The sequence below is a fragment of the Undibacterium sp. KW1 genome, from assembly GCF_009937955.1.
Taxonomy (GTDB): Bacteria; Pseudomonadota; Gammaproteobacteria; order Burkholderiales; family Burkholderiaceae_D; genus Undibacterium.
Genome location: NZ_AP018439.1, coordinates 2,014,641 through 2,033,030 on the forward strand (window position 1 = coordinate 2,014,641; position 18,390 = coordinate 2,033,030).

At 50.0% G+C, this 18,390-nt stretch carries 16 protein-coding genes; 8 read left to right on the forward strand and 8 right to left on the reverse strand.

Annotated features, from left to right (window positions below):
• The first annotated feature begins 27 nt into the window (after positions 1 to 27).
• From UNDKW_RS08925 to UNDKW_RS08945, 5 genes are all read left to right on the forward strand, one after another.
• Positions 28 to 525, forward strand: coding sequence for a dual specificity protein phosphatase family protein (locus UNDKW_RS08925; protein ID WP_162058412.1), 498 nt, complete (start codon positions 28 to 30; stop codon positions 523 to 525).
• 527 nt (positions 526 to 1,052) lie between these two features.
• Positions 1,053 to 3,851, forward strand: coding sequence for an Ig-like domain-containing protein (locus tag UNDKW_RS30955; protein WP_197893124.1), 2,799 nt, complete (start codon positions 1,053 to 1,055; stop codon positions 3,849 to 3,851).
• 130 nt (positions 3,852 to 3,981) lie between these two features.
• Positions 3,982 to 4,602, forward strand: coding sequence for a glutathione S-transferase family protein (locus UNDKW_RS08935; RefSeq protein WP_162058413.1), 621 nt, complete (start codon positions 3,982 to 3,984; stop codon positions 4,600 to 4,602).
• 100 nt (positions 4,603 to 4,702) lie between these two features.
• Entirely contained in the window at positions 4,703 to 5,611 is a 909-nt protein-coding gene (locus tag UNDKW_RS08940; protein ID WP_162058414.1) for an ADP-ribosylglycohydrolase family protein, read from the forward strand.
• The gene (locus tag UNDKW_RS08945; RefSeq protein WP_162058415.1) at positions 5,608 to 6,249 is read left to right on the forward strand and encodes an alanyl-tRNA editing protein; all 642 of its coding nucleotides are present in this window, start codon (positions 5,608 to 5,610) and stop codon (positions 6,247 to 6,249) included. Before UNDKW_RS08940 ends, UNDKW_RS08945 begins: the two co-directional genes overlap by 4 nt.
• 52 nt (positions 6,250 to 6,301) lie before the next feature.
• Here the strand turns inward: UNDKW_RS08945 and UNDKW_RS08950 are convergent, their stop codons facing one another.
• The 8 genes from UNDKW_RS08950 to UNDKW_RS08985 form a co-directional block, all read right to left on the reverse strand.
• On the reverse strand, positions 6,302 to 6,727 hold the full coding sequence (locus UNDKW_RS08950; RefSeq protein WP_162058416.1) for a YidB family protein: 426 nt from the start codon (positions 6,725 to 6,727) through the stop codon (positions 6,302 to 6,304).
• Positions 6,728 to 6,857: 130 nt separating this feature from the next.
• On the reverse strand, positions 6,858 to 7,583 hold the full coding sequence (locus UNDKW_RS08955; RefSeq protein WP_162058417.1) for a 16S rRNA (uracil(1498)-N(3))-methyltransferase: 726 nt from the start codon (positions 7,581 to 7,583) through the stop codon (positions 6,858 to 6,860).
• 36 nt (positions 7,584 to 7,619) lie between these two features.
• On the reverse strand, positions 7,620 to 8,027 hold the full coding sequence (locus tag UNDKW_RS08960; protein WP_162058418.1) for a DUF350 domain-containing protein: 408 nt from the start codon (positions 8,025 to 8,027) through the stop codon (positions 7,620 to 7,622).
• An 8-nt stretch (positions 8,028 to 8,035) separates the two neighbouring features.
• A complete protein-coding gene (locus UNDKW_RS08965) occupies positions 8,036 to 9,169 on the reverse strand; it encodes a glutathionylspermidine synthase family protein (RefSeq protein ID WP_162058419.1) in 1,134 nt (377 codons plus the stop codon).
• Positions 9,169 to 9,654 (reverse strand): hypothetical protein, encoded by a 486-nt coding sequence (locus tag UNDKW_RS08970; RefSeq protein WP_162058420.1) that lies wholly within the window; start codon positions 9,652 to 9,654, stop codon positions 9,169 to 9,171. The genes UNDKW_RS08965 and UNDKW_RS08970 overlap by 1 nt, the downstream gene beginning before the upstream one ends.
• Positions 9,655 to 9,675: 21 nt before the next feature.
• Positions 9,676 to 10,917: a polyamine aminopropyltransferase gene (gene speE / locus UNDKW_RS08975; protein ID WP_162058421.1), complete on the reverse strand. Its 1,242-nt coding sequence runs from the start codon at positions 10,915 to 10,917 to the stop codon at positions 9,676 to 9,678.
• Positions 10,918 to 10,927: 10 nt separating this feature from the next.
• The gene (locus UNDKW_RS08980; protein WP_162058422.1) at positions 10,928 to 13,318 is read right to left on the reverse strand and encodes a DEAD/DEAH box helicase; all 2,391 of its coding nucleotides are present in this window, start codon (positions 13,316 to 13,318) and stop codon (positions 10,928 to 10,930) included.
• A gap of 53 nt (positions 13,319 to 13,371) precedes the next feature.
• Positions 13,372 to 14,280: an SWIM zinc finger domain-containing protein gene (locus UNDKW_RS08985; protein ID WP_162058423.1), complete on the reverse strand. Its 909-nt coding sequence runs from the start codon at positions 14,278 to 14,280 to the stop codon at positions 13,372 to 13,374.
• Between the two features lie 194 nt (positions 14,281 to 14,474).
• Here UNDKW_RS08985 and tkt point away from each other — a divergent pair, with 194 nt between their 5' ends.
• The 3 genes from tkt (at position 14,475) to gap (ending at position 18,302) form a co-directional block, all read left to right on the forward strand.
• The gene (gene tkt / locus UNDKW_RS08990; protein WP_162058424.1) at positions 14,475 to 16,478 is read left to right on the forward strand and encodes a transketolase; all 2,004 of its coding nucleotides are present in this window, start codon (positions 14,475 to 14,477) and stop codon (positions 16,476 to 16,478) included.
• A 14-nt stretch (positions 16,479 to 16,492) separates the two neighbouring features.
• Positions 16,493 to 17,092: a GNAT family N-acetyltransferase gene (locus UNDKW_RS08995; protein ID WP_232063315.1), complete on the forward strand. Its 600-nt coding sequence runs from the start codon at positions 16,493 to 16,495 to the stop codon at positions 17,090 to 17,092.
• Between the two features lie 196 nt (positions 17,093 to 17,288).
• Positions 17,289 to 18,302 (forward strand): type I glyceraldehyde-3-phosphate dehydrogenase, encoded by a 1,014-nt coding sequence (gene gap, locus UNDKW_RS09000; RefSeq protein WP_162058425.1) that lies wholly within the window; start codon positions 17,289 to 17,291, stop codon positions 18,300 to 18,302.
• Positions 18,303 to 18,390 lie beyond the last annotated feature (88 nt).

Below are 18,390 nucleotides of genomic sequence, written 5' to 3' on the forward strand. Positions count from 1 at the left end.
TGACATGATTCTCAACAGCAAATAGCAATGCGCCCCGATATTTATAAAGTCACTCAGATTGGCAAGGGTTTTCTTGCCGTCATGGCCAAGCCCGTTGCTGGCGAATGGATAGAAGACGAATTTCGCGGGATTGCGCAATTCGGCATCAGCAGGATGGTCTCGTTGTTAGAGACCCATGAAATACGTGACTTGGGTTTGCGGACTGCGCCAGACTTATGCGCAGCAAATCAAATCAATTTTATGCATTACCCCATCAAGGACAGAGGCTTGCCATCATCTTTTTCTGCCACGCAGAAACTAGTGACGCGATTGCATGATGACATTCTCAAGGGGAACAATACCGTCATCCACTGCCGCGCCGGGATAGGGCGGACTGGCCTGCTTGCCGCAGCAGTGTTAATACGACACGGGCTTGATGCAAATGCTGCTCTGGCAATAATCAGCAAGGCACGTGGCGTTGGCGTTCCCGATACCGTAGAGCAAATCGATTGGTTGAACAAGCATCAGGCTACATTGCGCGCATGAAATAGCAAAATTCTGCTTTGCACAGATTTTGTTATTCATCTTTTTCGAAAATATTTCACTGCAGAAATTTAAATTTCCTTCAGGAAAAACATTCTCTCGTCTGTTTTGGTGCACCTTCAAAAATTGTGGTGCAAAAGTCATAGAAATGCACAAAACAGATAAGCAAGAGTGGTTTTTTCGCAAATTTGTTAAAAAAAGTCAAACCTTGGTAACAAAACTGACATAAGCGGATGTTAATCTAGTAATCGTTTGCGCAAACGATTGCTTAATATAACTGTCGTTAAATCTCGTTTCTTGAAAGCTGCAAACAGCATGGTGGTAAGAAAAATAGTAGAGCTGTACAAGAATGGCTGCTTACGGATATCTGAACAAAGGCTGAAGAAAAAGAAGCGAGATAGGCGTATTCCTGAGGGGATATGTGCAGGCAAGGTATGACTCTGCTTTGATGTTTTCATCTGGATGAGGATATGTGCGAGACGGCCACATAGATCAATACTAATGAACAATCATTCAGGGGGAATATTTTTATGCAAGGTCTACAAAAAGCCGGCAAGCTAAAAGTGCTGGCATTGCAACTCAGTCTTATTTTTACAGTCAGTTTTGCGGGCATGGAAGCTGCCTACGCATCTATCCCGGATCATCATGAGTTTGAGGCAAGTCTGCATGTGCCATATCGCTCGGATGCAAAAGCTGGTGCCGAATCCCGCTATTTCACGATGGAATTCGAATACCCCTATGTGACGAAAGAACAAACCATCACATGGCGTCTGGAGTTGCTGGGCAGCGACGGCAAGGTCGTCGATCGCTGGTATGGCACAGAAAAACTGTTCAAGAAAACTGTCACCGCACAAATGTTCTGGAGTGGCCGTGGCCCAACTGGCGCAGCTTTGAAAGACGGCGTCTATCAAGTCAGGCTTACCGCCAAGGCGACGGATACATCTGCGATTCAAGCCGCTCCCGCTGGCGATGTTGCCAGCACGGTTGAGCGCGCATTGGCAGTCCACGATACAGAAATCATTACACAAAGCTGGCCGCTGCAAGTCGGCAAACTGGCAACACCAAAAATGCCAAGCTTTGCCGCCTTGCCTACCAAGGCCAGTAAAGCCCTTGCTGCCTCATCCACTGCTGCTACCAAGGCCGTAGCAGGCATGGCACCGCCGCCGGCGCCGGCAACAGGTTCACTGCCTTACACTATCTACTACGGCAACCTGCACAGCCAGACCAATCATAGTGATGGGGGGGGCGAGCTAACTTCATGCACAGGTGCGCAAAACCCACAATCTGCTGCCTATGGTCCAACGGATGCATATCAATATGCATTGAACAAGGGCCTGGATTTCCTGATGACATCTGAGCACAACCATATGTACGATGGCTCTGACGGCACGAACGCTTCTGCCACACCGGCATCTGCAAAAAACCTGTATCAATCCGGTCTTGCCGCTGCCAGCAGTTTTAACTCCAGCCACACAGGCTTCCTTGGGATTTATGGTCTGGAGTGGGGTGTCATCAACAATGGTGGGCACTTGAATATTTTCAATGCCAATGAATTATTGGGATGGGAATACAATAGCAGCAGCCAATTACTAGCAGATACGCTGACTACAAAAAATGATTATGCCGGCTTATACACCTTGATGCGTCAGCGTGGCTGGGTAGGGCAATTTAATCACCCTTCAAGCAGCGGACAGTTCCTGGTGGGTGGAACTGCATTCGGTTATACCGCAGATGGCGATCAGGCTATGGTTGCTTGCGAAGTCTTGAATACTTCCGCTTTCTCTACTAATACGACAGAGACAGAAACCAGTCGCAGCACCTATGAAGGTGCTTGTAACAAGGCACTGGAAGCAGGTTTCCACATCGCATTCACGACAGACCAGGATAACCACTGTGCCAACTGGGGTGCTTCTTATACCAATCGCACAGGTGTTTTGTTGGCAAACGGTGCAGCATTGAATACCACAAATTTTGTGGATGCTTTAAAAGCCCGCCGCGTCTTCGCTACTATGGACAAGAATTCGCAAATCATTCTGACAGCGAATGGTCACGTCATGGGTGAGCGGTTTACGAATAGTGGTGCCTTGACCCTGGTCAGCAATTTTGCCAACACCAGTGGGCGAACTGTTTCTACCGTTGTGATTTATGAAGGTGTACCAGGTCGCAATGGCACGGTGACACAGTTGTCGAATACAGCGACGACGACAATTACTCCGGCAGTGGGCGAGCATTTTTACTATGCAAAAATCACGCAGGACGACGGTAAAATCCTGTGGTCTGCACCGATCTGGGTTACCCAATCGAATAGTACAGACAGCACGCCACCGACAGTCAGTGCAGGCGAATCCGGTACTAGCGGTAACATCACCTTGTCTGCCAATGCGACAGATAATGTCGGTGTCAGTAAAGTTGAGTTCTATGTCGACGGTGCACTCAAAGGCACTGCCACCAGTACACCGTACAGCATGACGCTGAACTCCACAAGCTTGACTAACGCCAGCCACAGCCTGGTTGCCAAAGCCTATGATGCGGCCAACAATGTTGGTACTTCATCGGCAGTCAGCTTCACCATCAATAACCCTGTCAGTGATACTACCGCACCTACCGTGTCGGCCAGTGAAAGCGGCACTAGTGGCAACATTACTCTGTCAGCTACAGCGACAGACAATGTAGGCGTCACTAAAGTTGAGTTTTATGTTGACGGTACATTGAAGGCAACCAGCACAGCTTCACCGTATTCAACGACATTGAATTCAACCACCTTGTCGAATGGTACGCACAGCCTGACGGCCAAAGCCTATGATGCTGCCAATAATATTGGCACTTCTTCTGCCGTGAGTTTTACTGTCAATAACAGTACCTCGACGCAGTTGATTACCAACGGCGGCTTCGAGAGTGGTGCCAGTTCATGGACGGCCAGTTCAGGCGTGATCAGTACCGGTGGCTCTGAAGCATCTCGCACAGGCAGCTACAAAGCCTGGCTCAATGGTTATGGCAGTGCCCACACTGATACCCTGTATCAGCAAGTGACTATCCCCGCTGCCGCCACATCCGCCAGCCTGAGTTTCTGGTTGAAAGTCAGTTCGGCAGAAACCACGACAACCCAGGCTTACGATACCCTCAAACTGCAAATCCAAAACAGCAGTGGCACGGTACTGGCAACACTGGCGACGTACTCGAACCTGAATAAGGGTACGACCTATGTCAACAAAACCTTTGACCTGAGCAGCTATAAAGGTCAGACCATACGCGTGTATTTTGTGGGTGTTGAAGGTAGCGTGACAGCGACGTCTTTCCTGATCGACGATATATCGCTGATTTCGCAATAAACTTTTTATATGCTGAAGTAGTAAAAACGAGAAAACCCGCCAGGTCTGGCGGGTTTTTTTTATTTCTGTGATTCGCGGTAATATATGTCATCTAGCCAAGCCATCTACGTAACGAATGCCGGAGATCAAAATGAAAATCAGGTTTTATCACGCACCAGATGCAAACTGCTGCGAACGCCTGTTGTGGATACTTGACTATAAAAAAATCGCATACGAGCGCATTGATGTAGGCTTGGGTGATGTTGGTGAACAGGTCAGATTGCTGAGCCCCTTTGCCCGCGTACCACTGATGGAAGTCAATGGCATTGCCCTGAGTGAATCCATGGCCATGGCCGAATTCATTGAAGAGATCTCACCTGATCCGCCACTGCAATATACCGAGGCCTTCGCGCGCGCCCAGGTGCGGGAGATTTGCGAGGCAGTCAATTCTTCCATACACCCCCAGCAAAATAGCAGTACCGTCCGCTATTATCATCCCGACTGGAGCAAGGAGCAGATGCGGCCAGTGCGTGCCAACTGGCTGTTTATCAATTTGGAAAAATTGCAAAATCGTTTATGGCTACAAAGTCAATTTGCAGTTGGCCATCAATTTACGATGGCAGATATTTTTGTCAGTATCATTTATCGCAAAGCCTTGGACCTGGGGCGACTTGCGACTGAATTGCCACGTTACGAACAACACTGGACTTTCCTGATGTCAGATGCTGAGATACGCAATGCTTGTCCGATCGCCAGTCAGGGCGTATCTTAAATATGGCATTGCCATTGACAGAAAATTAAATCAAGATTTAAGGTTGAGATCAAACTTTGATTTTGAGTTTGTTTAGCGATCTATAAAAAATACCTGAATAATGAAATCATTAGAACGCGCACTGACGTCACTGGAAGGTTTATCCATCGGCGATGCTTTTGGACAGTGTTTTTTTCAGACAGAAAATCAGTTGCTGCTTGCTGAAGGAAAACAATTGCCTGATGCCCCCTGGTACTTTACTGATGACACAGAGATGACTTTGTCCATCGTACATGTATTGCGCAGTCATGGTGAAATTGATCAGGACATCCTCGCAAAAAGTTTTGCGAAACACTATAGCTATGACCGTGCTTATGGCCCTTCCATGCACAGAGTGCTGGCACGTATTGACGCTGGCGAAGCATGGCAGGAGGTGGTTGCTAGCGCTTTTGAAGGGCAGGGTTCTTATGGTAATGGCGCTGCCATGCGTGCAGCACCATTGGGCGCATATTTCGCCGATGACCTGTATTTGTTAATGAGGCAGGCGAGTTTGTCTGCCGAAGTGACGCATGGGCATCCAGAAGGAATAGCGGGAGCCGTTGCAGTTGCATTGGCTGCCGCGCACGCTTGCCTTTACAGCGATGTAGGAATACGCCCCAAACATACAGAATTTTTAGGAAAAATTATCGACTTGTTACCGCAAAGTGAAGTGCGTTCCAAACTGGTTCGCGCGCAATCCATAGCGACAGCAGGGTCTATGGATTTTCTGGTTTATGTTCTGGGTAATGGTAATCATATGTCGGCACAAGATACAGTGCCGCTGGCCTTGTGGTGTTGCGGACAGGCACTGGAAGATTTTGAAAAAACCATGTGGCTGACTGTCAGTGCAGGTGGAGATCGCGATACTTTATGTGCGATTGCAGGAGGTGTCGTTGCCTCCTTCGTTGGCGACAAAGGTATCCCTGACAGTTGGAGAGCGAGACGCGAAGCTCTGCCAGACTGGTATCTTGAATCCAGGGATGTAAATTGACAAAGAAATTTTTTTGGAATGACCCGTATCAAACCAGTTTGCAAACGCAAGTCAGCAAAGTGGACGGTAATGACATTTACCTCGCATCGACCATTTTCTTTGCTTTCTCTGGTGGGCAGGAAAGTGATCATGGCAGCATTGCTGGGCACGCAGTTGTTGCGGCACGCAAGGAAGGGCTGGAGTTGGTATATACCCTGGCTGATGACCACGGCTTGCTGGCCGGGCAGGAGGTGGAAGTTTGCATAGCCTGGGACAGACGTTATCGTCTCATGCGCTTGCATTTTGCGGCTGAGCTGGTGCTGGAATTGTTTTGCAAGTCGTTGCCAGGCGTGGGCAAGGTCGGCGCGCATATTGCACAAGACAAGGCGCGCATAGACTTCACCTGGCCTGAAAGTATCGCACCCTTGCTGCCTGCTTATACGCGAGAAGCGCAGGCCATTATTGATGCAAATCTCGACATCACATGCGCTTTTGAAGATGAAACTACAGAACGACGTTATTGGGAAATCGCAGGATTTTCCCGGGTACCTTGCGGCGGTACGCATGTCAAACGTACTGGAGAGTTGGGACAGATAAAATTGAAGCGTAACAATATAGGGCGGGGTAAGGAGAGGGTGGAGATTTACCTTACTCCATAAAAAAAGCGACAGGAGAGTCTGCCGCTGTTTTTTCCTGGCGAGTTGTTGATGCTTACTTGCCGAACAGGGATGAAAACTGTTGTAGCATCGCAGCCGGGTTGATATTGCCAGCTTCAGGCACCTGGCCATGTGGGGTCAGGTGATCGATAATGCCTGGCAAAAATTCAGCGAGGTGGCTTGCTGCGCCTTCTTGTGAAATGCCAGCAGCATCAGCAAGTTGCTGCAACTGACCGCCCCCTAAGGCTTGCTGGATTTGTGCGGCAGAGATGGGCATGTTTTGTCCCGTCCCCACCCATGACTGCACGATGTCAGCCAGGCCCGCCTGGTGGAAGGCGCTGATCAGGGCTTGCAAACCACCAACGCCACCAGGTTGTTTGTCACCCAGCATGGCAACCACTGCCTGCATCAAGCCTGCCTTGCCATCATTGTCCTGGTTCATGCCGCCAAGCATGCCTAATGCGCTATCGAGTAATCCCATGATGTTCCTCTTTGAATTGATAAAGTGCAGCAAGTGTAAATCTGAGTATCGGCGGGAATTGTGAACTCTGTATGAAATTTGACAATGTTTTGCGGCGATGGAAATTTTCTCTTTTAATTTGCTGAGTCCGTTACATGCCACCCCATGCTGCATTCAACATGGCAATCGCAGCCAGGCCTGCCGTTTCGGTGCGTAATATGCGTGGCCCCATGGATAGTGCCAGCACGCCGTGTTTAATAGCGAGACTTTCTTCTTCATCGGAATAACCGCCCTCAGGCCCAACCATTAAGCTTACAGCTTGTGCGGGATGATGGCGTGACCAGTCTGCCAGTGATTGTTCTGCGCGCGGGGTCAGCAATATTCTCTGATGCATATCTTGCTGGCTCAGCCACTGGTTGAAATTCATCAACGGTGCCAGGTGAGCGAGGCGGTTGCGCCCACATTGTTCAGCCGCTGCAACGATGATGCCTTGCCAGTGCGCCTGCTTTTTCTCGGCACGCTCTGCTGACAGCCTGACGACACAGCGCTGCGCTGCCAAGGGCTGGATTGCACTGACGCCAAGTTCCATGGCTTTTTCAATGATCCAGTCCATCTTGGATGCTTCTGGCAGTGCCTGCACCAGGTTTAGCGAATAAGGTAACTCACATTCTTCTGGCAAAAACACTTTGACTTCAGCGGTCACGTTTTTCTTGGCGACCTGGATCAGGGTGGCTACATAGCTGCCACCTTCGCCATTAAAAATATGAATGTTATCGCCCACATTCTGGCGCAACACAAAAACATGGTGCGCGACTTCATCCGGAAGGTCGATGGTGATCCCTATGCTTAAAGGGAGAGGGCAGTAAAAACGTGGCATTCAATTCTCTGTATTCAAAAGCAAAAGCATTAATTTTTAGTAGGTCATGCAGGCAGCATTCAGCATACCCAGGCCGAGGCTCAGGGCGCCAAGAAAAACGCCAGAGGCAATTTTATTACCTGGTATGTCAGAGACTATGCCGGGTATCAACAAGCGGGCAATACCAAAGGCCAGTAATTGTATGAGTAGCGCTATCACGCCCCAGAAGCACATATCGATCAGGCTGACACTGTTGGCAATGGCTGAGGCCAGGGCAGTGCAATAACCGAGTACTGCGCCAGACAGGCTGGCCGCTGCTGCAATATTACCTTCTCGTATCAGGGCAATTTCACGGTAAGGTGTTATGCGTATGTACACCACGACAAATATCGCCAGCAAGACGAAAGCGGCTGCAATATGGCTGAAGAAGGCGAGTAGGCCGTGTGCCAGTAATTGTTCACTCATGGGTTATCCTATTCTACAAAATAATGGGGAATGAAACGGCTGGTGTTTTTTGTGATCAGTGTTTCGTCTTCGCGTATGCCTATGCCTGCTGGTTCATCACCCACTATCCAGGCACCGATGGAGGTGTAAGCCGGTGTGATGCCATCATCAAATTTGGGCTGTGGGGCATAAGCCTGGTAGATATAGCCTTCTTCACCATAATCACCACCAGTATGCATCACTTCACCATTGGCATAGATGGAAATATTTTCCCCCTCACGCGAGTACAGAGGTTTCTTCACATGGTTGCCACTGATACGCCATGCATCAAAATAAGCGGGCAAGAGGTTGGGGTGATTCGGAAACAGTTCCCACAATATCGGCAATATCGCCTTGTTCGACAAGATCATTTTCCAGGCTGGCTCTATGATGCGCATGGGGCGCTTGAGCAAGTGATTGGAAAAATCTTCGCGGCACAGCCATTCCCATGGGTAGAGCTTGAACAGGTTATCAATACGGCTGTCGAGATCATCGACGAACACGCCTTCGTCTTCATCCCAGCCCAGGGACTCTATCGCGCACTGCTTGGTGGCAAAGCCCGCCTGTATGGCAGTGTCGCGCAAGTAAGAGAGATTGCCTTCATCTTCTTCATTGCCACCTGCGCAGGCAAAGTGCAACAGGCCTTTGCCAGGGAATTTTTTCCACTGTTCTATGAGTTTTTCATGCAGGGAGTTGAACTGGTCAGCATCAGGAAATACATCCTGCAGCCAATACCATTGTGCGACACTCGATTCAACCAGACCAGTGGGTGTGTCGGCATTGTATTCCAGCATCTTGGGCGCACCTGTGCCATCCCAGCTCAGGTCAAAGCGGCCATACAAAGAAAATTCCTTAGCACGCCAGCTGTCTTCGACTTGCGGCCAGAAGGCCTGGGGAATGGCAAATTTTTCTTGCATGCCATGTTTGACGACATGATCCACGGCTTGCAATGACATCTGGTGCAAGTCCAGACTCGCTTGTTCCAGTGTATCTACTTGCTCTGCCGTGAAACGATAGGCATAACGTTCATCCCAGTACAGACCATCAATGGAGTGGTAAGGAAATCCCAGGGATTCAAATTGTTGTTGCCAGCCCGTGCGTGGCGTTAATGAAGTACGTATCATTAACCACCCCCGCTATGGCCGTGTGCCGTGCCGCCAAAACCACCACGGCTGACACTGCTGCGGCTGGTGGAAACACTGCGGCTGACGGCGTGATCACTGCCAGAATTGCTGACACCGAAATTTCTTTGCACCGTGTCACGATAACCAGGCGAATAATATGGCCCGAAAAAACTGTGTGAGTATCCGCTGTAGTGGCTGCCACTAGTGCCAGTGTAGCTGCTACCAGTCGATGAGGCTGGCATGCTGGCGGCATTGAGGTCAGTGCTGGAGGCCACGGTTTCGCAAGCCGTGCCAGTACCCCAGTCTTTCTGGCAGTCTTCCAGGTTTTTATACTGGTCGCGTATGGATGTCAGTTCCTGGCTGCCACTGTCTGCATTATCGCTGCTGACACTGCATGCAGTCAGGGCAGCACTGGTCACTAGCATTAGCGGCAGAGTGCGGCTGACTCTGCGTTTGCCATGTTGTTTGGTTTTTCCGGCACTCACGGTTTCTCCTGTTTTCCCATGTTAGGGTCGTGGCATCAGGTCTTTCACATAATTGGGTAAGGCAAATAATGCCTGATGCACATCGCCATTGTAATACTTTAGCAATGGCAAACCACGGTGTTTGATCTGAAGATTTACCGTTGACGGGCTTAGCGATAATGGGTTGCCATGCTTGCCGGCAATAGCCATTCCCCATAAGGCACCGTACAGGGGAATGAAAACGGTATACGGATGTAATTGTGGAAATATATTGCTGAGTTTTTGCAAAGTACCCGCAAAGCGTTGCGGATGATAGTAGGGGCTGCCCAGATGCAGTACCAGCATGCCCTGCTCAGTCAGCCTTTGCGCACAAGCCTGGAAAAATTCTTCTGTCATGCAGGTGGCTGCCAGTGAGCTGCCATTCGGGCTGATCGGGTCGGTCAGGTCCAGCAGTATCAGATCAAATTGCTCTGTACTGTTATGGACATAGGCAAAGCCATCTTCATAACGGTGTTGTATTTTTGGATCATCCAGCGCGCCGCGATGGATACTGCCCAAGTGCTGGCGTGCCATCTTGACGACTTCTTCATCAATTTCACACAGGGTGATGCTGTCGATGCTGGGGTGTTTCAGTAATTCTTCACAAGACCCACCATCGCCACCACCAATGATGAGGGCAGAGCGTGGTTCCGGATGTGTCATGGCAGCAGGATGCACCAGACATTCATGATAAAAGAATTCATCTTTTTCTGAAGTCATCATGGCACCATCTATGCGCATGACTTTGCCAAAATTGGTGGTGACGGCGATCTCGATATCCTGCATGGCGCTGCGCTGACGTACCAATACCTGATTGATGCGGGTGGCTGCAAAGCTATCTTCTGTCAGGGCTTCAAAGGCCATGGCGGGACCATGTTCACCGCGTTGCAATTCCTGACGCGAGACTGTGCATGGCTGGAAAACAGCAATCAATGCATCGACAATTTGCCTGGCCTTGCTGCCATTGTCATGATTGAAGTTGCAGACATACACGTCCAGCGTCACTGCATTGCGTTCTGGCCAGGTGTGGATGGCAACATGCGACTCTGCCAGCAGCAAGGCTCCTGTGACGCCAGCCGGGCTGCCATCTTCATGCGTGAAGGGGTGAAATTTTTCCCCAACAATGGTCAGGCCCGCAGCGATGGTGATGTCGCTGAGGCAAAGACGCAGGCTTTGTGGGCTGACGAAATATTCTGGCGCTGCTTCACAGTCAAAGCAGTCGGCGGTCAGGTGTAAGCCTTCCATAAGTCTTTCTTTATTTCAATGGTTCAAAAATGCCCTGCAAGTCTTCTGCAGTCAGTTGCACACTGGCGATTTCACCCTGGTCAAGTATGGCGCGCGCCAGGTCAGATTTTTTAGCCTGCATTTCCTGTATCTTTTCTTCCAGCGTACCCTTGGCTATCAGGCGATAGACAAATACTGGCTTGTCTTGGCCTATGCGCCAGGCGCGGTCGGTGGCCTGGTTTTCTGCTGCCGGGTTCCACCAAGGGTCATAATGGATGACGGTGTCGGCTGCGGTCAGGTTCAGGCCTACGCCACCGGCTTTCAGGCTGATCAGGAACAACGGCACGTCACCCTCCTGGAAACGTCTGACCACTTCGCCGCGATGCTCGGTATCTCCAGTCAGCATGGCATAGCTCAGCTTTTTTTCTTGCAGGGCTTCGGCAATCAGGGCCAACATGCTGGTGAATTGTGAAAATACCAGTATCTTGCGGCCTTCAGACAGCAATTCTTCCACCATTTCCATGAGTTCCGCCAGCTTGGCTGAAGGCGGTGCTTTGCCCTTGCCAGCGCTAACTCCTGTTATTTTTACCAACCTGGGGTCGCAACAAACCTGGCGTAATTTAAGCAAGGCGTCCAAAATAATGATCTGGCTGCGCGCCACTCCCTTCTTGGCAATTTCATCCCGTACTTTTTTATCCATGGCCACTCGCACGGTTTCGTACAAGTCGCGTTGTGCTCCGCTGAGTTCTATGTGCCGGACTATCTCGGTTTTAGCCGGCAATTCGGTGGCAACCTTGTCCTTGGTCCGTCGTAACAAGAAAGGTTTGATACGGCGTGTCAGCAAAGCATGGCGTTGAGTATCGCCCAGCTTTTCTATGGGGTTGCGGAAATCCTTGGTAAACGCTTTGACATCTCCCAATAAACCTGGCACCAGAAAATTGAATTGTGACCACAATTCGCCCAAATGATTTTGCAAAGGCGTACCAGTCAGGCAAAGGCGGTGATTAGCCTGCAGCAGGCTGGCCGTCTGGCTGGCCTTGGCCTGGGCATTCTTGATGTATTGGGCTTCGTCTAGTATCAATAAGTGATAGCGATGCTGGCGCAAGGCTTCTTCATCGCGCGGCAACAGGGCATAGGTGGTCAGCACCAGGTCAACCTGCGGGATTTGTTCAAACAGTTTGCTGCGCTCTTTTCCATGCAGGACCAGTATGCGCAAACCAGGGGTGAAGCGCTGCGCTTCACTGGCCCAGTTATCCATCAGACTGGTAGGGGCGACTACCAGTGCAGGTTGCGTAAGTCGGCCTGCTTCTTTTTCTATCAGGATATGCGTCAGGGTTTGTATGGTTTTGCCCAGGCCCATGTCGTCAGCCAGTATGCCTGCGAGTTGGTATTCGCGTAAAAACTGCATCCATGCCACACCTTCTTTTTGATAATCGCGCAGGTTGGCATGCAGACCTGCTGGCGGTGTAATGCTATTGATGCCGCCAAACTCGGCAAGACGTTGACCAAAGGCTTGCTGGCGCTCACCACCTATCCAACGTAATTGTGTGGTGGCCGATAATTCTGCCAGACGTGCCGCGTCCAGCATGGGAAGTCGTATGGCGTCGCCCTGGTGTTCATTGAAATACAATTCACCAAGCACCAGCAGAATAGGTTTGATACGTGCATAGGGAAGAGCCACCCGGCTATTGTCAGGCAGGTTCAGCAAGACTTGTTCATCGTCGGCGCGCTGGTTCAGTTGCTGCACGCTAAAATCTTGTGGAGCCTGGCGTATCAGGCCAACCAACAAGGGCAGCAGTGAAATTTTAGTCTGGTTGACGACGATGCCCAGTTCCAGATCAAACCAGGTGGATTGCTGGTTTTCTTCCGCGACTTCGGCATACCAGTCTTCTACCTCTTCCAGGTCATAGCGATAGCTATCGAGCAGACGCAAATCCCAGCCTTGATCATAAAATATAGGCAGTTGCTGGGTAGTAAATTTCAACCAGGCGTTTTGATCTCCAAGTACAAACACATCACCAGCGTTTGACGAACTGATATCTTCCGGGGAAAATCCCAGATCAAACAGGGTTTGCAGGGCGGCTTGTTCTGCTTTTTTGTCCCTGGTGATACTTTCAACATGATCACCATTGCGACGTGTGATGCCTACTCCCGCCAAGTCAAAGGGGATGAAGCTGTTGTCGTAAGCGTACTGGAGCAGGGCAAAGTCCACTGTTTCAGTAGGGCTGCGCTCTTGACTACCCAAGATCAGTGCGGGACGCATTTTGATGTCGTCGCGTTGAATCATTGTTAATTCAGCGGGCATGGGTATGCTGTTTTGTAGCCCCAGTTCCAGTAATTTATGCGCCATAGCAATGCGGGTTTTTTGACGCCCTATCGCAATTGACGGCGCTTCTTCGACCAATCTGATCAGTGCAGGCAAATCCAAGTCTCCGGTTGCTGCGGCATGCAATTTGCCGCAACTCTGCGGTGTTACTATCCAGGGGGATCGGTAGGCAATAGGTAATATGTTTCGGGCAAGCTATCGCTTTGAGTTGATAATTGCCAGCGCAGGCGCAAGAAGCCCTGTTCCTCCTGCCAAGTCAGGTGGGCATGTTGCTGCTCATAAAATTCGAGTTTCTTTATCGAACTTTGTTTATTCTCAGTGCTTAACCAGTACAGTTTGCCTGCTTTGGCAATACGCTCAAGCAAGACTGCCCCCATCTTCTCTCTGGGGTTGTAGTACGAGTAGTAATAGGAATTCATCGTACTCATATTGAACAATGCCAGTAAATCGTAGTCATCGCCCTTGATGAAATTACTGGTACGCATCACATCGCGCACAGCCTGAGACAATTTGGTGTACTTGAGTTCGCCCTTGGCATTGAGCTTGGCTTTGCCAGGGATGAGGCGAATTTCCTTGCCGTTCCCCAAGGTCGAGAGGGTAAATATCAAAAAACCGTCGTCCGTTTTTTCTTCTCTATGTGAAACAACGTATTGATTGATATGGCTGGTATTTTGCGCAAATTCCAGTTCGTGTAGCCATTTTTGCTCCGCAAAACTAAGCGACGCTTCTATCGCAGGTTTGCCAGAAGGAGATTTTTTTTGTTGGTGGTCCAAAATGTTGAGCAAAACTGCAACAGTATGTTTGCAGTTGTATTCAACTGGACAACTGCAGCCTCCGATGACTTCCTCAAGTGCTCCCTTGCCATCAAAGATTAGCTCGATTTCCTGAGTGTAAATATTGCGTCCGCTGCCTTGTACCTCTGACTCTATAAAGTCATTTTCAAAACTCCAGCCTTTGACTTTGTTGTCATTTGCATAGTCCATTCCGCGTATAAACGTGTCGCGGGGAAATTGTGCAGCTACATCTTCCAGGGTAAAGCGGTGATTTTTTGATAGCATGTGTGCGTTTTACTGGTAAAGCAAAATGTTTGATGGCAGAAAATAGTCCAGTTTGATGCTTGTTTGTACTTCCAAAGAGTCGCAATTGTAGTATGGACCTCATGCTCTGGTAAAATATCGGGTTTTCGCGGGGATAGTTTCATGTCCCTGGCTCGCTACACTGACCAGTTTTCTCAAGACTACCTTCTGACACCATGATTTCATCTCTTCAGCCGGCAACACTTACCAAGATGGCCAATGCAATTCGTGCCTTGTCCATGGATGCTGTACAAAAAGCCAATTCTGGCCATCCGGGCGCGCCTATGGGCATGGCCGACATCGCAGTAGCTTTATGGAAAGGCTTTTATCGTCACAATCCGGCTAATCCTAAATGGATCAACCGTGACCGCTTCGTGTTGTCGAATGGCCACGGCTCGATGTTGCATTATTCGCTGTTGCACCTGACAGGCTATGACCTGCCTATCGAAGAGATTAAGAATTTCCGTCAATTGCATTCCAAAACTGCCGGTCATCCTGAAGTTCATATCACGCCAGGTGTAGAAACGACTACTGGCCCACTGGGCCAGGGCATTACCAATGCAGTCGGTATGGCACTGGCTGAAAAACTGCTGGCAGCCGAATTCAATCAGGGCGACCTGAAAGTCGTAGATCATTACACCTATGTGTTCATGGGTGATGGTTGCCTGATGGAAGGCATTTCGCATGAAGCCTGTTCACTGGCCGGTACATTGCAACTGAATAAGCTGATCGCTTTCTGGGATGACAATGGCATCTCCATCGACGGCCATGTAGAAGGCTGGTTCACCGACAACACACCAAAACGCTTTGAAGCCTATGGCTGGAATGTTATCCCTGCCATTGATGGTCACAATGCTGAAGCCGTGGCCAATGCGATTGCTGCTGCCAAAACATCTGACAAACCGACGCTGATCTGCTGCAAAACCGTCATCGGCAAGGGCTCGCCAAACATGGAAGGCACGCACAATGTGCACGGTGCCGCCCTGGGCGATAAAGAAATTGCCGCAGTACGTGCGCACATAGGCTGGGAATACCCGCCATTTGAAGTGCCGTCTGACGTTTATGAAGCCTGGGATGCCAAAGCAGATGGTGCCAAAGCCGAAGCTGAATGGAATACACAATTTGGCGCCTACACGGCCCAGTTCCCACAAAAAGCGGCTGAACTGACACGCCGCATGAATGGTGATCTGCCTGCCAACTTCGATGAAGTGGTGGCGAATGCGATTGCATCCTGCGTAGAGAAAAAAGAAAACATCGCAACCCGCAAAGCCAGCCAGAATGCGATCCAGGCATTTGCGCCATCGCTGCCAGAATTCCTCGGTGGCTCTGCCGATTTGACAGGTTCCAACCTGACCAACTGGAAAGAATGCATCGCCGTTCGTGGCAACCAGGCTGGTAACCATATCAATTATGGCGTACGTGAATTTGGCATGAGCGCGATGATGAACGGTATTGCTCTGCATGGTGGTTATATCCCGTTTGGCGCGACCTTCCTGACTTTCTCTGATTACAGCCGTAATGCCATACGCATGGCAGCGCTGATGAAAATCCGCACCCTGTTTGTGTTCACTCATGACTCTATCGGCCTGGGTGAAGATGGTCCTACCCATCAATCCATTGAGCACGTCTCCAGCATGCGTCTGATCCCTAACCTGGATAACTGGCGTCCATGCGACACAGTGGAATCTGCCGCTGCCTGGGCGCATGCAGTCAAACGCAATGATGGCCCATCGACCCTGATTTTCTCTCGTCAAAACCTGCCGTACCAAGAGCGTAGCGCCCAGCAAATCGCTGATATCCAGCGTGGTGGCTATGTCTTGCAAGACGTGGCTGATGCCAAGGCAGTATTGATCGCCACCGGTTCTGAAATTGAACTGGCTGTCAAATCTGCGGCTGAACTGGCACAGCAAGGCATTGCGGTGCGCGTCGTTTCCATGCCATCGACGGATGTGTTTGACCGCCAGGACTCTGCTTATAAGGCTGCTGTTTTGGGCAAGGGCTTGCCACGTATTGCCATCGAAGCCGGTGTCACAGACTTCTGGTATAAATATGTAGGTTTGGAAGGTGCTGTGGTTGGTATCGATACTTTCGGTGAATCAGCACCAGCGGGCGTCCTGTTCAAGTACTTTGGCTTCACTGTCGATAACGTCGTTGCCAAAGTAAAAGCGACTTTGGTTTAAGCTGGAAGACGGAATTGACAGACATTACTGTGAGCAGCATCAAAGAGGTCAGCCTGCGTCGTGCTACTGTAGATGACGCAGAAGCGATTGCTGCTGTGCGTGTGGAAAGCTGGCAAGCTACTTACCGTGGCATGATCCCGGATAATTATCTGGATGAAATGCGCATAGAAGACAGCATGCTGCAATGGCGGCAAATCCTGCAAGCCATGTCGCAGGCAGAAGACCGTATCTGCGTGTATGTGGCTGAGAGCGAAGGCCATATCATCGGCTTTGCATCCGGTATGATGCTGCCTGAGCCCAAGCTGGGCATGCAGGCTGAGTTGACCGCTGTATATCTGCGACCAGCCTGGCAGCGTTCCGGCATAGGCCGTCGTATGGTACAGAAAGTAGCACGTACCCTGCAGGCGCAAGGTGCAGAGAGCTTGCTGGTGTGGGTCATCTCCGGCAATTCCATCGCCCGCAATTTTTATGAAGAGCTGGGCGGCACGCTGTTGATAGAACAGGCATTTAGCTGGGATGGCATGGATTTGATGGAAGTGGGTTACGGCTGGCGCGATTTGTCGGTGCTGATGGCATCGGTGAATGCCATGCGTACTTCTGCTTCTTTGCATTAGACGTATTTTTGAAGACCAAAAAACTCACCACAGAGACACTGAGACACAGAGAAGGGCAGGAGAGAGCAAGATATTAATGGTCGAGGGCTTGGATTTCCATTTGCTTTTCTCATGTTTTTCTCTGCGTCTCTGTGCCTCTGTGTTGAGAGGTCTTAGGTTTTTTAATTTGTATTTTTAGTCCTTTGGAGATAAAACCATGACGATTCGCGTCGCAATCAACGGCTATGGCCGTATCGGCCGCAACATCCTTCGCGCTCATTACGAAGGTGGCAAGTTCAAGAACGAGATCCAGATCGTTGCGATCAATGATCTTGGCAATGCAGAATCCAATGCCCATTTGACCCGTTACGACACAGCCCACGGCAAATTCCCAGGCACGGTCACGGTCGAAGGCGACACCATGATCGTCAATGGCGACAAGATCAAGGTATTTGCAGAACGCAATCCTGCTAATATTCCTTGGGGTGAATTGAATGTTGACGTCGTGCTGGAATGCACAGGCTTCTTCACAACAAAAGAAAAAGCGTCTGCCCATCTGGCTGGCGGCGCGAAAAAAGTCATTATCTCTGCCCCAGGCGGCAAAGATGTTGATGCAACCATCGTCTACGGCGTTAATCACAATGTATTGAAAGCCACTGACACAGTGATTTCCAATGCATCCTGCACGACCAACTGCCTGGCACCTCTGGCCAAGCCTTTGAATGATGCTATCGGTATCGTCAATGGTTTGATGACGACTATCCATGCTTACACTAATGACCAGGTATTGACTGACGTTATGCATGAAGACCTGCGTCGCGCCCGTTCAGCCACCATGAGCATGATCCCGACCAAAACCGGCGCAGCTGCTGCCGTTGGCCTGGTCTTGCCAGAACTGAATGGCAAACTGGACGGCTACGCCATGCGCGTACCAACCATCAATGTATCCGTCGTTGACCTGACTTTTGTTGCTGCCCGTGATACAACAGTGGCAGAAATCAACCAGGTCTTGAAAGATGCATCCGAAGGTGCCCTGAAAGGCATCCTGGATTACAACACTGCTCCTCTGGTTTCTGTGGATTTTAACCACAATCCAGCTTCCAGTACTTATGATGAAACACTGACAAAAGTATCTGGCCGTCTGGTTAAAGTATCGAGCTGGTATGACAATGAGTGGGGCTTCTCCAACCGTATGCTGGACACCACTGTTGCATTGATGCAAGCAAAATAATCTGCTAAATCTGTTGTTCAGATGGTTTTTGCAACATGCTTGAAAAATACCCCGAACTTTCGGGGTATTTTTTTGTCTATTGACGGTA

Bases quoted from the DNA above. Each gene is read 5' to 3' on its own strand.
- UNDKW_RS08925 (WP_162058412.1), top strand. From the start codon at position 28: ATGCGCCCCGATATTTATAAAGTCACTCAGATTGGCAAGGGTTTTCTT.
- UNDKW_RS30955 (WP_197893124.1), top strand. From the start codon at position 1,053: ATGCAAGGTCTACAAAAAGCCGGCAAGCTAAAAGTGCTGGCATTGCAA.
- UNDKW_RS08935 (WP_162058413.1), top strand. From the start codon at position 3,982: ATGAAAATCAGGTTTTATCACGCACCAGATGCAAACTGCTGCGAACGC.
- UNDKW_RS08940 (WP_162058414.1), top strand. From the start codon at position 4,703: ATGAAATCATTAGAACGCGCACTGACGTCACTGGAAGGTTTATCCATC.
- UNDKW_RS08950 (WP_162058416.1), bottom strand. From the start codon at position 6,727: ATGGGATTACTCGATAGCGCATTAGGCATGCTTGGCGGCATGAACCAG.
- UNDKW_RS08955 (WP_162058417.1), bottom strand. From the start codon at position 7,583: ATGCCACGTTTTTACTGCCCTCTCCCTTTAAGCATAGGGATCACCATC.
- UNDKW_RS08960 (WP_162058418.1), bottom strand. From the start codon at position 8,027: ATGAGTGAACAATTACTGGCACACGGCCTACTCGCCTTCTTCAGCCAT.
- UNDKW_RS08965 (WP_162058419.1), bottom strand. From the start codon at position 9,169: ATGATACGTACTTCATTAACGCCACGCACGGGCTGGCAACAACAATTT.
- speE (WP_162058421.1), bottom strand. From the start codon at position 10,917: ATGGAAGGCTTACACCTGACCGCCGACTGCTTTGACTGTGAAGCAGCG.
- UNDKW_RS08985 (WP_162058423.1), bottom strand. From the start codon at position 14,280: ATGCTATCAAAAAATCACCGCTTTACCCTGGAAGATGTAGCTGCACAA.
- tkt (WP_162058424.1), top strand. From the start codon at position 14,475: ATGATTTCATCTCTTCAGCCGGCAACACTTACCAAGATGGCCAATGCA.
- gap (WP_162058425.1), top strand. From the start codon at position 17,289: ATGACGATTCGCGTCGCAATCAACGGCTATGGCCGTATCGGCCGCAAC.